A 16,714-nucleotide genomic window follows, 5' to 3' on the forward strand; every position below is an offset into this window, starting at 1 on the left:
AAGAAAAACTAAGGTTGAAGATATATTAAGCCACTAGTAAACACTAAACAACAAACGGCAAATGACAAACCAAACAGATCGAATCATCATTTTTGATACGACATTGCGAGATGGAGAGCAGTGTCCAGGAGCGACTTTGAATATAGACGAAAAGCTAGTTATTGCCAAACAATTAGCGCGTCTAGGTGTAGATGTCATTGAGGCAGGATTTGCCTTTGCGAGTCCTGGGGATTTTGAAGCAGTCAAGAAGATTGCTCAAATTGTCGGGACAGAAAATGGCCCAGTAATTTGTAGTTTGGCAAGAGCAATTAAAGCAGACATTGAAGCGGCAGCCGAAGCATTAAAGCCGGCAGTTAATGCCAGAATTCACACATTTATTTCGACTTCTGATATTCATTTAGAGTATCAATTGCGGAAGTCACGGGCAGAAGTGTTAGCGATCGCCGAAGAAATGGTAGCTTATGCTAAGTCCTTCATGACAGATGTCGAATTTTCGCCGATGGATGCGGCGCGTACCGATCCAGAATTTTTGTACCAAGTTTTAGAGCGGGCGATCGCAGCTGGTGCAACAACAGTTAACATTCCCGATACCGTCGGTTACACCACCCCTAGCGAATTTGGAGCCATCATTAAGGGCATTATCGACAATGTTCCCAACATCGACCAAGCCATTATTTCCGTTCATGGTCATAATGATCTAGGCTTGGCAGTTGCTAACTTCTTAGAAGCCGTGAAAAATGGCGCGCGGCAGCTAGAATGTACCATCAATGGCATTGGCGAACGTGCCGGAAATGCCTCACTAGAAGAATTGGTAATGGCACTGCACGTCCGACGACAATATTTTAACCCCTTCTTAGGAAGACCAGCAGATTCTCAAGAATCCCTGACAAATATTGACACCCGACAAATTTACAAAACTTCCCGCTTAGTTTCTAATTTGACGGGAATGTTAGTACAGCCAAATAAAGCGATCGTGGGGGCCAATGCCTTTGCCCATGAGTCTGGGATTCACCAAGATGGGGTGTTAAAAAACAAACTGACTTACGAAATTATGGATGCCCAATTGATTGGCTTAACAGACAATCAAATAGTATTGGGTAAACATTCCGGTAGAAATGCTTTCCGTACTCGGTTGAAAGAATTGGGCTTTGAACTGTCGGATACTGAATTAAATAAAGCCTTCGTTAGATTCAAAGAAGTAGCAGATAAAAAGAAAGAAATTTCTGATTGGGATTTGGAAGCGATCGTTAATGATGAAATTCAACAAGCACCCGATTTGTTTCGAGTGGAGTTGGTGCAAGTTTCCTGTGGTAGCAATGCCCGTCCTACTGCTACAGTTACTCTGCGTACCCCAGAAGGCGAAGAATTAACCGATGCTGCGATCGGTACTGGGCCAGTGGATGCAGTTTATAAAGCCATCAACCGTGTAGTGAATGTACCCAACCAGTTGATTGAGTTTTCTGTGCAGTCAGTCACAGCCGGTATTGATGCTATTGGCGAAGTGACGATTCGTTTACGTTATGAATCTAAAGTGTTTTCTGGTCATGCAGCGAACACAGATATCATTGTGGCATCCGCGCAAGCTTATGTAAATGCGTTGAATAGGTTGTATGCATCTTTGCAAACTCAACAAAAGCCAGAGGAAGTATCTGCACAGAAAGTGTAAAAAGACTTCTGTTTTAACTCATCCCCCGGCTTGAAGCCGGGGGGAAATCAAAGTCATTAGTCATTAGCACTAATGACTAATAGCCATCTCCGAAAAAGAATGTAGAGACGTAGCAGTGCTAGGTCTCTACAAGGGTTATGGGTAACGCATATTTAATTTCTGGAGATGTCTAATGAGAAAACTCCTAAGAAATAGTTAGCTAGATGATTTTGCGGTGAAAATCCATTATTTCACAGGTCACTTTTGGGAATTTCCTCACGAAATTCTATGAGCAATTGCATAGTTTCCACCACCAAATCGCGTAAATCCTGATTGAGTGCTACAGCGCCCTGAGATCCAAACCAACGGTCAAAAATAGTCACATATCGCTGATTACCATTGACGAATCCTTGCATGAACTTGACTAGAGAATAGTTGACTGTATCCAAGAATTTCGAGTTATTTTCTGGCACCATACAAGCAATACCTTCTCGTGAATAAGGGCGATCGGGTGCGATCGCAAAATCATCTGGATTTTTTTGCTGTTGCAGCCATGCCTCTAAAATAATGCTATCGGATGAGAAAGCATCAATAGTACCTTTTTGCAAAGCTGTGTATCCCTCTGCCCTAGTTTTAAAATATACCAGTTTAGCTTGGGGTTGTACACGAGCGATCGCCTGCTCATTTGTGGTTCCCGCCAGCACGCCAATTTGCTTACCAATCAGGGATTCAGCAGAACCTAGATTACTTCCTTTCTTAACTAATAATTGGGTTCCAGTCACACCGTAGCTGACAGAAAAATCTACTTTTTTATCTCGCTTCCATGTAAAACTACTAGCATCACACACAATATCAACTTGTTGATTAAGTATTTTAGGAATCCGTTCAGAGGGGCTAAGACCAACTAATTGCAGTTTAATTTTTTTTCCTAAGTCTTTTTCTAATTGCTCTTTAATCAGAGTTAGCATATCTACAGAATAGCCATTTAACTTTCCTTTACTATCCACATAGGCAAAAGGTAGCGCATCTCTACTAGTACCAGCGGTTAATACCCCTGTTCTGGCTATTTTTTGCATCACAGTTTCAGCAGCGACCACATTAGGCATGAGCGTTGCAAACATGAGACTTAAAATAGGAATAGCAATTTTTTTATACATAAGCTTTAAGAGTAGGTAGTTTTTTCAAAAATCAAATCTGATTTACAACAGAATTCAGGAATGAAACACATTTTATATCTGGGTAACAGACTTAGCTTGTGTACTTCATCTTCCTTGAAATCTACTGTATATATCAAGGTCAAGAAATTATCACTATCAAGTACATAGTCAGATTATCTAGTAATTATTCTTTACATCAGCTACTTCCAGAAAATAAAATATACACTTAGGAATGATATCATGTCCGCATAATTTGCCATAGGATAAGCTTTTAGCTCAAGAAGAATACGTATTCTACATATTCGTATTTGTGCAAAAAGTCAAGTTTATTGAGTTGATTATGAATATTATTTACTTTTTTAGATTTTTCGATTTACTTATATCCATAAAACTTTATTCTGAGAAACGATGTTTATAATCAGTCAGTAGTGAATGTCGATCGAGTGATTACAATCATCGAACATCTGCAATTGAAGACTTATTATTAAAACTGATGAGGAGATGCAGAGAAAATTTAATAAATAAATTGAAAAATGTCGTTTATGGTATTAATGTTTGCACAGTAGTAGCTGATGTATTAACAGAAGGTGTAAACCCAGCTAGTTTACCCAACTTCTGGGGTACAAAGTCCGTTTCTTTGCTACCTTGAACCTCAGATAAGTAGCAATCTCGCACTGCTAACAACAAGCCTTTGATGACATCTTGTGCGCCTGTTTTAACTAAATCGTCTGCCTTTTTGAAAAAATGCGATCGCCATTTACCATCGTTATTGCCATACAATTCGATTAAATACCAACCTGCAAGATACTCAGCTAAAGGGTCAAGACAGAAACGGATTCTGTCTTTGGCAGAACCAATAGTTTGAATCAGGTGCAGGCGCTTTTCTAGATAATTGAGGTGTGCTTCGGGGTCATCAATACCCAAAGCTGCTAATGCAGCAATGGCATCTGCACGCTTTGCGGTTCCTGGTTGATAACTTTGCTGCAAGCATTCCCAGGCAATGGTTTTGGTAATTTGATGCACAGTGCGGTCGTCAAATTGATTGTCTGTAACATCACGATTGAGTTCATTGATATAACCCAGCATTAAATTAGGAATATTCTCTGGCAACGCAGAAATATTAGATGTAACGTCTTTACTGGCGATTAACTGTTCAGCATAAAGTTTAGCCAGCAAGACAGTGATATTATTTTGACCGACCATCAGAGAAAGACGGTTACAAGCGTCAAAAAATTCTTGGTCAGTAAAGCGATCGCGTTTACCTCGCTGCATGAGATAAGCTTCCATAAAGGACGATAGTTTATTCGCCTCAATCCGCAAGGGTTTAATTATCGTCTTATTAACCCGCCCCAGCTTTTCCTCAATTCGGGAAGTAATCACCAACGCATTCACCGGAAACTCTGGCGACTCCGGCTCAATTGCTTCTCGTGTAGTCGCATTCATTTCCGAGAAACGGTCTACAATCACTAGAATGCGTTTCTTTCTTAGCAAACGTAACAGTAACTCTTGACAAATCGGCTCTGGTTCATCAATTAAAGCTTGTAACTGTCCTCTGATAGCTTCTAAAAGCGGTGACTTACCTTCAGTTACCCGAAATTCTTCTTCTAACAGCACGGGTAACATCAAATGTTTGCAGAGTTGTTGGTCTTCATCCTCAGCCATTGCCCACCCAGCGATTCGACACGCTAAACTGGTTTTACCTACACCCCCTTCCCCGCCAATTACTAGACAGCTACGCTGTTTCTCGAAAGTTGAGCGCAAATTCTCATTCATCAGTTGGGGAACTGTTATACCATCCAGAACAACGGGAATGGGAATGTAACAAGCGCGACTGCTAACTGTATCCTTTTTGGGAAATTGTTCGCGTGCTGCTTTGATATATTTAGCTACCCACGCGTCTAATACTCTGGGATGGTAATGAAACCAGCCAACAAATAGCACATATCGCAGAGGTACATTAACGCTGATAAATGGGAGAGAAAAATCTGTGTAGGGTTTGAGGGCGTTGTTAATTTTCAACAACCATAAAGGGGCTAATCGCAAGAGAATTAACCACACGGAAGGTAATAAGATCAGGTAGGCGGCAATTCCCAAGAGTAATTTATGCCCAAATAGCCATTCTAGAACTCTATCAAAGAGGCGAGTTTCTTTTTCTGCTTTCAGGGCATTGAGAGGGCGACGTATCAGCCTACTGTCAGTCTCTGTGAATTTATCTTTGTGTTCTTGGATAGTTGTCAATACCTGCTCAAAGTCTGAGATGACTTTCTGCAACTTTGAGCTAGGTAAAGCATTTGCTTTATCCTGAAAGCCTGCCGCTATTCCTCCTAAACCTTTGATAGCACCTAAACGCACGTAAAACTGGCTATCATTCAACAGGTTAATTAAATTAGGGACAGCCGATACTGCTTCTGTACCCATTGCACCCAGGGCGTAGGCAGAATTGTAACGTACAGCGGGGTTATTATCTTTTAGGGCAGCGGTTAATACTGGGACAGCTACTTTCGCTTCTACACCAATTTTCCTAAGTGCAGAAGGAACATAAATGCGAACGAATTGCTCCTTGTCTTGTAATGCCGCCATCAACGATGGAACTGCTGCTTTGGCTGCTGTACCAATATTTCCTAAAGCTAAGGTGGCATACAGGCGAACTTGTCCATCCTCATCGTGCAATGCCGCACTTAAGGCAGAAACGGCTGGTGCTGCTTCTGCACCCAAATCTCCTAAAACCGAAGCGGCGTGCCAACGAAGATTAATATCCTGATTTTTCAAAGCTTCAATCAGAGACGGTACTGCTGGGGAACCGATATTAACTAATGCATCTGCTGCAAGGCTTCTAATGTGGGCATCGTTATCTATCAGCTTCTCAATCAGAGGAGCAATTTTGCTGTCAGTAGTGATTTGCGCCCAACTATTGCTTGTGCATAGTAGGAACAGTGTCAGGCATAAGACAACTACCTTGAGCGCACTAAGTAATACTTGTCTGGTGTGCTTTGTCATTGAATCGGATTGAATCACCCGATGAACAACTCCAGTCAGAGAAACTATACCTAGATTGTAATCTAACTGTCAATACGGGTTAGCGATGTCTACGACGGGCTACGCCTACGCACTGCTTTGTCCCTGCTTTGCTCAAGCTTGATTAGCATTGGGATTTAAACGTATCATAATTTTCTCTGGTTATGTCAAATTTTTAAATCCATAACAGCGATACAGTCCATGAGCATCTTTTGTGCCTAACATCCACCTTGACGAAACACCTTGGTACGAGAAAGGTAAATATGAATAGTTAGGGTAGCGATTACAAAATACAATTGCTACCACATTGGTAGTCATCGCCAGGAAGGGCTATTACGCCTAAATGCTTATGGCATTTGTGGGATGGTTAATTACCAATCAATAATTGCTTTTGATGTAGTAATACTGTTAGAATCTAGATAAGAATATTAATTTTATAAAGCTAAAAAATATGTAGATCCAAATTAAACCAGAATTAGAGAATTTTATTCAGGCACAGCTTGCAAGTGGTAGATTTACTAATGCAGATGATGTTATAAATGAAGCCTTTAAACTGTTACAAGAAAGAGAGCAGCGACTTGAAGAATTACGGCAAAAAATTTCTGTAGGAACTGAACAAATTGCTAAGGGACAAGTAACTGACGGCGAAGTTGTATTTGCCAGATTACAAGAAAAAATTCGTCGAATTGCTGAGGAGTCCTCTGAATGAGTAATTATTCACTTTCAGATGCAGCAATTCGAGATTTAGATGAAATTTGTGAATATATTGCTCGGAGTAACCCAAAAGCAGCCAGTAAACTTTTTGATGACATTCGCTCCAAATGTAAATTAGTAGCGAGTTTCCCTAATATGGGAAAAAGCTATGGAAGGCTTGTACCAAATCTGCGCGGTTTTGTTGTGGATGATTACATTATATAAACCTTGACCGAACCGTATTGTAATAACTATAATTCATTCTCGCGGTCAGCGGTTTGCAACCGAAAATGATGAAATTACTGAACCATTAGCTGGATAAAAAAGGCTATATTCAGTATTCAAGGATATGGGTGCATCTACCATTGATTATGAATCAGCCTACAACAAAATCTTGGCAAGAAGTCCTCGCTGCTTTTAAAAAAATCTGGGGTTATGAAGATTTTCGTCCACCACAGGGAGAAATTGTCAGTAGTTTATTATCACAAAAAGATGCACTGATTATTATGCCCACAGGTGGCGGAAAGTCAATTTGCTTTCAACTTCCCGCACTGCTACAAACAGGATTAACTTTGGTAGTTTCGCCCTTGGTGGCGCTGATGGAAAATCAAGTACAGGAACTACGAGAAAGCCACCAAAAAGCAGCACTTTTACATAGTGAATTATCTTCATCCCAACGCCGTGTAACCCTACAAGCTTTGGAACGTCAACAGCTAAGATTACTTTATTTGTCACCAGAAACTTTGCTAAGTGTGCCAGTGTGGGAAAGATTATGTCACCCGCAATTGCAAATTAATGGTTTGATTTTAGATGAAGCTCATTGTTTGGTGCAATGGGGTGATACTTTTCGCCCAGCTTATCGCAGATTAGGGGCGGTGCGTCCGGCATTACTCAAATCAAAACCACCAGGAACAAAAATCAGCATCGCCGCTTTTACTGCGACTGCTGACCCCTCAGCCCAAAAAATTATTCAAACAGTTTTACAATTACAACAACCAGAGATTTTTCGCTTAAATCCTTACCGTCCGAATTTGCATCCCAGCATTCGCATTGCTTGGACACCACGAGGTAGGAAACAACAATTATTAAAGTTTATTCAAAATAGACCGCAACAATCGGGATTAGTTTATGTTCGCACTCGGCGAGATAGCGAAGATTTAGCCCAATGGTTAGCAGAGATGGGTTACGCTACAGCTAGCTATCATGCGGGATTAGGTGCAACAGAACGCCGTGAAGTAGAAGCAAGCTGGTTAAGTGGCAAAATGCCCTTTGTTGTGTGTACCTGTGCGTTTGGTATGGGGATAAATAAAAGTGACGTTCGCTGGGTAGCACATTTTCACGCACCACATCTGCTATCTGAATATGTGCAAGAAATTGGCCGGGCTGGAAGGGATGGGAAACCAGCCCAAGCGTTGACACTGGTAAGTGAACCTACGGGCTGGTTAGATTCAGGGGATAAGCAAAGACAGGAGTTTTTTCACGAACAAATGCGATCGCAACAACAAATAGCGCAGCAACTTGTGAAAAAATTACCAAAACAGGGAGAAGTGAATGCAGTAACTCGACAATTTCCCGAAGGTGCGACGGCACTGGCTTTACTCCACAGCAGTGGTCAGTTAAACTGGCTTGACCCTTTTCATTACAGCATTGGGCAAAAGGCCGGAAATCAGCCACCGACGCAATTACACGCCGCTAAACAGATGCAGCAATATCTGACTACAAAGCAGTGTCGTTGGCAATTTTTGTTAAACGCCTTTGGTTTTGACAAAGAAGCAGCTAACTTACGTTGTGGACATTGCGATAATTGTTGTTAACTAACAGTCCGTTTAATCGGAATTTCTATCCAGAACTCACAGCCCTTACCAGCTTCCGAAACACACTTGATATTACCACCGTGTTTTTCGACAATAATTTGGTAGCTAATAGATAACCCCAAACCAGTACCTTGTCCAGGTTGTTTGGTGGTAAAGAAAGGTTCAAAAATGCGCGATCGCATCCTCTCTGGAATCCCACAACCATTGTCAGCAATCCAAATCAGAATCGTATTCTCTTCTATGACTTCTGTACGAATCCAAATTTTGGGATTTTGAATTTTTTTTCTACTAGTTGCTGAGTTTTCTAGTGCATCGATCGCATTGTTGAGAATATTCATAAACACCTGATTCATCTGGGCTGCATAGCAGACTACTGGGGGTAATTCACCATATTGTTTAACTACCTCAATCACAAAAGAATTAGTCTCTGGTTGCAGTCGATGTTGTAAAATTAGCAAAGTACTGTCGATGCCTTCATGAATATCTACTGGCTTCATTCCTGTTTCATCAAGTCGAGAAAAGCTTCGTAACGACAAGACTAATTGAGATATTCGATCTGCCCCTATCTTCATTGAGATCAGAATTTTAGGCAAGTCATCACTAATGAAATCTAAATCTAGTGCTGCTACTTGCTTTTGAATTTCTTCTGTTGTTTTAGGATACTGTTTTTGATAAAGGTGTAGTAATTTCAATAAATTTTCGGCATGTTCTGTAACATAAGTGATATTGCCATAAATAAAACTAATCGGGTTATTAATTTCATGTGCTACACCAGCAACTAACTGCCCTAAGCCTGCCATTTTCTCACTTTGAATTAACTGGCTTTGAGTGTGCTGTAATTCTTTAAGAGTCTGTGTGATTTCTTCTTTTTGACGTTGAGTCTGTTCGAGTAATTCCGCTTGCTGAAGTCCTACTCCTAACTGAGTACCAATTTGCATTAGCAAATCTACTTCATCTTCTTGCCAATCACGGGGTTTGATATTTTGATAAGCTGCTAGTAATCCCCAAAGTTTCTCACCCTGAAAAATTGGCACAATCATATATGCCTTAGCCTCCATTAGCTCGATTAGGGCAAGATCAGGAATAGAATCATCGGTACTGTAAATATCCTTAATAACAAGAGTTTTACTATTAGCGAAATCTCCGTCTTGGATTTCTTGCAAGTAATTACTGGCATAGGTATAGCCCGTCGTAGACATTGCAGGTACAATTTCCTTGACTGTTGTCCAACCTTGGGCTAAGGACTCAGCAACAAATTCCCCACTCCAATCAGCCCCGAATCGATAGATTGTCACTCGATCGACTTCCAATAGCCGCCGGACTTCTTCTGTACTGGTAGCAAAGATGGTATCAATATCAAGAGACTGGCGAATTTTCTCCACCGTTGTAGCTAAAGCCTTTTCCCTTTGGGCCGCTTTCCGTTCTCGTTCGGCGGCTTTAGCCAGTTTTTGGGCTTGCACCTGCATCTGTTTCAAGGACTCAGCTTGCTGTAATGCTACCCCCAATTGGACGCCAACTTGTGCTAGCAAATTGATTTCTTCATCTTGCCAATAACGGGGCTGGGAATTTTGATAAGCTACTAGCAATCCCCACAGCTTTTCGCCCTGAGAAATTGGGACAAAAACTTCATTACGTGCATACTTACCTGCTTTCGTTCCTTGGACAAAAACGCGTTCGGTCAATGGCTGCGGCTTAACCATTGGTGTCCAACCATCAACAATAGAATCAGCCACAAATTCGCCACTCCAATCAGGATAGAAGCGATAAATTGCGACTCGTTCCACTTCCAATAGCCGACGGACTTCTTGAGTAGTGGTTTTAAAGATGGCTTCAATATCAAGAGACTGACGAATTTTTTCTACGGTGTTTGCCAGCGCCCTTTGCCTTTCAGCAGCTTTGCTGATCTCTGCGGCTTGAATCTGCATTTGTTGGATAAATTCTGCTTGCTGCAAAGCTACACCTAATTGGGTGCCCACTTGGGTAAGCAAGTAAACTTCATCTTTTTGCCAATCACGGCTTGTAGCATTCTGATACACTGCTAGCAGCCCCCAGAGCTTTTGACCGTGGTAAATGGCAATAATTACATAAGCTCTGGCTTGATATATCTCTAAGATTTTAATGTAACAGTTGCTAAAGCCTGAATTGTAAATATCATTACAAACACGGTAAACTTCACATCTACTAAAACTACCACCCTCTGTATCTTGTAAATAAGTATCAGCAACAGGGGGTTTAGCTAAATCTTTAGCGCTACATTCACTGACATTTTCACTCAATTCCGGCCGCTGCAACTGTTCATGGATGAGAGAAATCCAACCCTCTGCCACTGATTCAAACACAAATTCACCACTCCAATCGGCATTAAAGCGGTAGATGGCGACGCGATCGGCATTTAGCAGCTGCCTAAGTTCTGCGGTGGTTGTGTGGAAAATGCTTTCTAAGTCTAGGAACTGACGAATTTTCTCAATGGTTATGGCGATGGTTTTCTGCCATTCGGCTGCTTTTTCTCTGGCTTTTGCTTGTGCTAGTTCTGCTGATTGTAGTTTTACTTGTTCTAGGTAATCTGCTTGCTGCAAGGCAACTCCGAGATGTTCGGCGATTAATTGCACAAACTCAATTTCTGACACTTCCCATTGGCGAGGACTACTACACTGATGAATACACAACAAGCCCCATAAATCTTTACCTTTCATCAAGGGGGCAGCTATGTTGGCACGAACTTGGAATTTTTCTAGCATCTGGACGTAAGAATCACTGACATTAGCTTGATAGATGTCAGCCATTGCTTTAATCTGACCCTGCTGATAGAGTCTTGCAAACTCCTCAGCAAAATTGCGGTCAGATATTTTGGCTGCTAGTGCCGCAACCCATTCTGTTCCCACATCTTCATAGATAAATTCCCCTTCCCATGCCAAATCGGGATAAAAACGAAACACGCCAACTCGATCGCTTTTCAAAAGCTGACGTACTTCAGTGACCGTAATTTTGAAGATGGTTTCTATGTCTAGAGACTCCCGAATATGGGCAATAACTCCAGACAAAGCTTTTTGTTGCTCATTCTGACGGAAGGAAAATTTCACATCTGAATAAGATTCTTGCTGCTCTGAATTTGGTTCTATGGGTTGAGTAGTAGAGGAGTTTTCCATTCCCAGTGGGACTTTAAGTATTGAAAGTCTTCTATCTCATGATTCCCGTTGCGATCGCAAAGGTAACAGTTATTTCCTGGGAATGTCAGAAAAAACAATATAGGGACATGATAGTATCATGTCCCCACAAAAAAATTGTTCAACCACAAAGAAATTATCGCCGCTTAGGAGTGGCGCTGCGGGTGGTGCGTTTCTCTTCATCTCGGCGACGGCGATCGCGCCAATCTGCCAGGGTTAAATAACCAATACCACCAGTGACTAATACGAGTAGCACTACGGCTACTATTGCTAAAATACTCAAAAATGGACTTTCCACAATGCCTCTACAGTCCGTTACGTCCCCACACTACCATTGCAATTGACCAAGTGAACACAACTAACAGCGATACCCAACCTAGTGTCAAAATCTCCATAGTCCCACTTTTCAAATAATTACAAAAGGTTTCCTAATATTTATCATACAGGGATTGGGCAGGCTCAGATTTTTTTATCCAATGACATTGGAACTTTGACGATCCCACCCCAAGGAGACACTATCTTTTATTGATACCCAACTACTTTACGTAATTATAAAGACGAATGTAAAAAAGTAGCGATCGCGCTTTTTTAATTGATGATTTGGGAATACTAGGGCAATGGGTATATATTTCAAATCTTGCAACCCTTAGTATCATGCCGACATTTTTCAAAAATTATTTCCAAACTAACGATTTTATTCCCCACGGACATTGTTATCTCTGGCAAACTGGATTAGTTTGGCTGCACATTATTTCTGATGCCGCGATCGCGCTTGCCTATTATTCTATTCCTTTCCTATTAATTTACTTTATTTCCAAACGCAAAGACGTTCCTTTTAATGGAGTATTTCTATTATTTGGTGCTTTTATTATTGCCTGCGGTACTGGACACTTGATGGAAATTTGGACGCTTTGGCATCCAGATTATTGGATTGCAGGTGCTTTAAAAGCTCTAACTGCCATTATTTCAATATATACGGCATTTGCATTAATTGATCTCATGCCTCAAGCCCTGACGCTACCTAGCCCTTCCCAATTAGAAGCGATCAATCGAGCGCTTTCAACTGAAATTGTCGAACGCAAGCGCATCGAGAAAGAACTACGGCTTGCAGAAGAAATCGCTCAAAACTCCAGCCAAGCTAAGAGTGAATTTCTTGCAAATATGAGTCATGAACTACGCACACCCCTCAACGGCATCCTTGGCTATACCCAAATTCTCCAACGCACAGAATCTTTAAGTGAAAAAGGACGTAAAGGAGTCGGCGTTATTTATCAATGTGGTTCTCATCTTTTAACCCTAATTAATGATGTCCTGGATCTCTCCAAAATAGAAGCTCGAAAACTGGAACTGCACCCTGTTGATTTCTTCTTACCTTCCTTTCTAGATAGTGTGACTGAAATTTGCCGCATCCGAGCAGAACAAAAGGTTATTGCCTTTGATGTCCAACTCGATCCTAATTTGCCAACAGGTATTCATGGTGATGAAAAACGCTTACGACAAGTATTAATTAACTTACTTAGCAATGCTATTAAATTTACTAATCAAGGCAATGTAACTTTCAAGGTTCAAGTCATTGAGCAAGAATTAAAGACTAATGAAAAAACTAACTACAAAATTCGCTTTGAGGTGATAGATACTGGCACAGGTATAATCCCCGAACAAGCTGAGAAAATCTTCCAGCCCTTTGAGCAAGTCGGAAATCAGAAACGACAATCGGAAGGTACAGGTTTGGGATTAGCAATCAGCCAAAAAATTGTTTTGTTAATGGGTGGTCAAATTCAGGTGCAAAGCGAACTTGGTAAGGGCAGCACTTTCTGGTTTGAAGCAAAATTCTCAGAATCTAAAGACTGGGCAAAGGTTTCGAGAATAGTTGAGCAAGGAACTATTATTGGTTATCAGGGACAACGCCGCACCATTTTGATTGCAGATGACAAATGGGAAAACCGATCGGTAATTGTCAATTTACTAGAGCCGGTTGGCTTTATTGTTGTAGAAGCTACTCATGGTCAGGAAGGTTGGGAACAGGCCATAGCACACAAACCAGACTTGATTATTACTGATCTAGTGATGCCTATATTGGATGGATTTGAATTTATCAGTCGTTTGCGTAAATCTGAAAAATTTAAAGATATTACTGTCATTGCTTCATCAGCAAGTGTGTTTGCAGCCGACCAATATAAGAGCATTGATCTAGGTGCAGATGCCTTTCTACCAAAGCCTGTAGAAGCTGAAGCACTATTGGAAATGCTACGGCAATTTTTGCAACTGGAATGGATTTTTGATGGTAAAGTAGACGCCATGAAAAAAATCCAGCAGGGTGATTTTGATCAAAAAAATGAGATAATTTCTCCTGCCGATGAGATTTTACAACAGTTACTCGATCTCATCCAAGATGGCGATATTCAAAAAGTTTTGGAACTGGCTGAACAACTTTCTGCATCTGATGAAAAGCTAAACATTTTTGCTCAACATCTGAGCCAGCTTGCTAGTAATTTCCAACTCAAACGCTTGGAAACTTTTGTTGGACAATACATCAATTAATTTGAGTTGAATTTTACTTTTAAATGGATCATGAACAAGAAGCAAAATACTGGATTTATTTTGATTGTGGATGATAATCCAACAAATTTATCTGTCCTATGTGAAGCGCTCAATAGTGAGGGTTTTCGTTTCCGGGTTGCAGTCGATGGAGAAACTGCGATCGCTCAAGCCGAACGGAATCAACCAGAGTTGATTTTGCTGGATGTACAAATGCCAGGTATTGATGGATTTGAAACTTGTCGTCGCCTCAAAGCCAATCCTGTCACCCAAAACATTCCAATTATTTTCACCACTGCCTTAGCAGATACAGAGAGCAAAACGAAGGGGTTTTCTCTTGGTGCAGTAGACTATATCCCGAAACCCTTTGCACAAGAGGAAGTTATTGCTAGAGTGCGCGTGCATTTACAACTCAAACAATTGAATGAATCTTTGGAACAACAAGTTAGCGATCGCACTAGGGCTTTGCAACAAGCCCAAGTTCAACTAGTGCAGCAAGAGAAACTATCAACACTCGGAGAGTTAATCGCTGGGATTGGCCATGAAATCAATAACCCCGTCAACTTTATTTCTAGCAATATTCCACCTTTACAAGAATACATTGCCGGAGTAACTGAGTTGCTTCTACTGTATGAACAAGAGTATCCTAACCCAACAGCCAAAATTACTACTGCTATTCAGAACTTGGATCTGAATTTTGTTCTCGAAGATATGGTAAAAATCTTAAACTCACTCCAGCTAGGAAGCGAACGAATTCAAAACCTTTCTAATTCACTCCGCAACTTCTGTCGCTCAGATAGTGATACAAAAATATCTGCTGATTTGCACCAAGGATTAGATAGTACACTCATGATTTTGCAACACCGCCTTAAAGCTAATGGCGATCGTCCCCAGATTGAAATTATTAAAAATTATGGGGTATTACCACATATAAACTGTTATTTAGGACAGATGAATCAAGTATTTATGAATATTCTGGCAAATGCAGTTGATGCCCTTGATGACGCTATCATACAAGGCAAAATGAGTAATCTAATCCCTCGGATTAAAATTACAACAGAAATAGATTCAGAACAATTCGTTGTAATTCGGATTGCTGACAATGGGATTGGTGTTCCTGAGCGGCTGAAAAAACGCTTATTTGAGCCGTTATTTACCACAAAAACTGTTGGTAAAGGTACTGGACTTGGCTTGTCGATTGCTTATGAAATAGTTGTAGAAAAACACAATGGTGTATTAGAAGTGAATTCTCAACCAGGTGGGGGAACCGAATTTATCATTAAAATCCCCGATGAGAGCATTTAATTAATTACAATTATTTGAGTAAGTTTATTGAAGCAGTGAAGGCAACTTTAGATCCTCAATTAATGGCAGAGCGCCTAGAATCCCTCAAGGCTGGAATAGTTGGAGGTTTTTCGCTATTTTCTGCCTTCGCGCTCGCCAGTCTTTTAAATACTTTTGTACTAGCGAAGTATTTTCAGACACTCGTCAGTCTGCAAAGTAATGTGAATTGGCACTTGTGGGTAAGTGGTGCGATCGCAACTTTTATTGGTTTCCTATTTGGTGTTACCTACCGCTATATCATCCGCTCAGATCAAAATCCTCAACTCAAAGCTGGCGGTGTATTGGCTTTTGGTTTGGTGCGGGGATTAACTCAGATAGAACTTGGCTGGAATTCTGGTATCACAATTTGGCCTTTTTTGGTATTGGCGGCAGAAAGTTTATTGTGGTTTGTGTTGGCTGCGATCGCTCTTGATCTCGCTATTCAATTCCGTTGGGTTAAACCTTTTTCATCAATCTAAATTCTCTTTGTCAAGTTCTTGTTTGGTAGAGGGTTGTGGTTCAAATATATAAAAAAGCCTGTAAGCATCACGCTGTTGTATTATAATAAATACAATAAAGTTACAACTTCTATATATTTTTCAAAAATACGTATAAATAATAACTGGTGCTAATTATCAATACTCAATTACATAATATGAATACTAAAATATCCCACTATTATTTGATAATCGATCTTGAAGCTACATGCTGTAATAGTAAAACTATTCCCCGTCACGAAATGGAAATCATCGAAATTGGTGCGGTGATGCTCAATCGAACAACGTGGGAAATTGATTCTGAATTTCAGCAATTTATCCAACCTGTGAGACATCCACAACTGACAGATTTTTGCACCGAATTGACTAGTATTCGGCAGCAAGATGTTGACGAAGCACCAAAATTTTTAGAGGCAATTTCTCGCTTCAAACAATGGATTGATTCATTTCCCAACCATATTTTTTGTTCTTGGGGCAATTACGACAAAAAGCAATTTATTCAAGATTGCGCGTTTCATAATTTCTCTTATCCTTTTACTTCAGAACACATAAATATCAAAGAGGAATTTTCAGAATATCTTGGCGTGTCTAAAAAATTTGGTATGGCACTAGCTCTCAATGAGTTGGGAATAGAATTAAAAGGCACACACCATCGTGGTATTGATGATGCCCGCAACATTGCAGCTATCTACAGACAGATGAAAAACAAACAACTAAGCTGAATAATCGAAAATTCTTAGTCGTGTAGCCTAGCTAAAGTAGCGGATAGTATCTAGCTATTATGGTGTAGACAAGATGTTCCTAAACTACAGGCGAGACGCCCACACATAACAGAATTATTATTCTTCTTAACAAAGGAATTTTTTAG

Annotated in this window: 13 protein-coding genes; 8 read left to right on the forward strand and 5 right to left on the reverse strand. The window is 40.6% G+C overall.

What is annotated here, in order from left to right; genetic code table 11:
* The first annotated feature begins 61 nt into the window (after positions 1-61).
* On the forward strand, positions 62-1,666 hold the full coding sequence (locus FD723_RS17105; RefSeq protein ID WP_179066388.1) for a 2-isopropylmalate synthase: 1,605 nt from the start codon (positions 62-64) through the stop codon (positions 1,664-1,666).
* Positions 1,667-1,896: 230 nt separating this feature from the next.
* On the opposite strand, the gene FD723_RS17110 is transcribed toward FD723_RS17105, so the two are convergent.
* Together FD723_RS17110 and FD723_RS17115 are read right to left on the reverse strand one after the other, a co-directional pair.
* Positions 1,897-2,802 carry an amino acid ABC transporter substrate-binding protein gene (locus FD723_RS17110; RefSeq protein ID WP_179066389.1) on the reverse strand — a complete coding sequence of 302 codons (906 nt, stop codon included), beginning with the start codon at positions 2,800-2,802 and terminating at the stop codon, positions 1,897-1,899.
* 540 nt (positions 2,803-3,342) lie between these two features.
* Entirely contained in the window at positions 3,343-5,799 is a 2,457-nt protein-coding gene (locus tag FD723_RS17115; protein ID WP_179066390.1) for a HEAT repeat domain-containing protein, read from the reverse strand.
* A 505-nt stretch (positions 5,800-6,304) separates the two neighbouring features.
* On the opposite strand from FD723_RS17115, the gene FD723_RS17120 reads away from it, so the two are divergent.
* The 3 genes from FD723_RS17120 (at position 6,305) to FD723_RS17130 (ending at position 8,324) form a co-directional block, all read left to right on the forward strand.
* Complete coding sequence (locus tag FD723_RS17120) at positions 6,305-6,526, forward strand: type II toxin-antitoxin system ParD family antitoxin (RefSeq protein WP_306297026.1); 222 nt, start codon at positions 6,305-6,307, stop codon at positions 6,524-6,526.
* A complete protein-coding gene (locus FD723_RS17125) occupies positions 6,523-6,735 on the forward strand; it encodes a type II toxin-antitoxin system RelE/ParE family toxin (RefSeq protein WP_179066391.1) in 213 nt (70 codons plus the stop codon). The genes FD723_RS17120 and FD723_RS17125 overlap by 4 nt, the downstream gene beginning before the upstream one ends.
* A 146-nt stretch (positions 6,736-6,881) precedes the next feature.
* Positions 6,882-8,324 (forward strand): ATP-dependent DNA helicase RecQ, encoded by a 1,443-nt coding sequence (locus FD723_RS17130; RefSeq protein ID WP_179066392.1) that lies wholly within the window; start codon positions 6,882-6,884, stop codon positions 8,322-8,324.
* Here FD723_RS17130 and FD723_RS17135 read toward each other — a convergent pair.
* The 3 genes from FD723_RS17135 to petN form a co-directional block, all read right to left on the reverse strand.
* Positions 8,321-11,470: a GAF domain-containing protein gene (locus FD723_RS17135; RefSeq protein ID WP_179066393.1), complete on the reverse strand. Its 3,150-nt coding sequence runs from the start codon at positions 11,468-11,470 to the stop codon at positions 8,321-8,323. The two genes, FD723_RS17130 and FD723_RS17135, sit on opposite strands and share 4 nt — an antisense overlap.
* Before the next feature lie 154 nt (positions 11,471-11,624).
* Positions 11,625-11,786, reverse strand: coding sequence for a hypothetical protein (locus FD723_RS17140; protein WP_179066394.1), 162 nt, complete (start codon positions 11,784-11,786; stop codon positions 11,625-11,627).
* Positions 11,787-11,793: 7 nt separating this feature from the next.
* On the reverse strand, positions 11,794-11,883 hold the full coding sequence (gene petN / locus FD723_RS17145) for a cytochrome b6-f complex subunit PetN (RefSeq protein WP_012408302.1): 90 nt from the start codon (positions 11,881-11,883) through the stop codon (positions 11,794-11,796).
* A gap of 259 nt (positions 11,884-12,142) precedes the next feature.
* Here petN and FD723_RS17150 point away from each other — a divergent pair, with 259 nt between their 5' ends.
* The 4 genes from FD723_RS17150 to FD723_RS17165 all read left to right on the forward strand — a co-directional run bounded on the left by FD723_RS17150 (position 12,143) and on the right by FD723_RS17165 (position 16,568).
* On the forward strand, positions 12,143-14,029 hold the full coding sequence (locus tag FD723_RS17150; protein WP_179066395.1) for an ATP-binding protein: 1,887 nt from the start codon (positions 12,143-12,145) through the stop codon (positions 14,027-14,029).
* A 30-nt stretch (positions 14,030-14,059) separates the two neighbouring features.
* On the forward strand, positions 14,060-15,331 hold the full coding sequence (locus FD723_RS17155) for a response regulator (protein ID WP_179066396.1): 1,272 nt from the start codon (positions 14,060-14,062) through the stop codon (positions 15,329-15,331).
* Positions 15,332-15,393: 62 nt separating this feature from the next.
* The gene (locus FD723_RS17160; RefSeq protein WP_179069180.1) at positions 15,394-15,828 is read left to right on the forward strand and encodes a hypothetical protein; all 435 of its coding nucleotides are present in this window, start codon (positions 15,394-15,396) and stop codon (positions 15,826-15,828) included.
* A gap of 176 nt (positions 15,829-16,004) precedes the next feature.
* Positions 16,005-16,568: a 3'-5' exonuclease gene (locus FD723_RS17165; protein WP_179066397.1), complete on the forward strand. Its 564-nt coding sequence runs from the start codon at positions 16,005-16,007 to the stop codon at positions 16,566-16,568.
* Positions 16,569-16,714: the final 146 nt, after the last annotated feature.

Source organism: Nostoc sp. C052, assembly GCF_013393905.1.
Taxonomy (GTDB): Bacteria; Cyanobacteriota; Cyanobacteriia; order Cyanobacteriales; family Nostocaceae; genus Nostoc.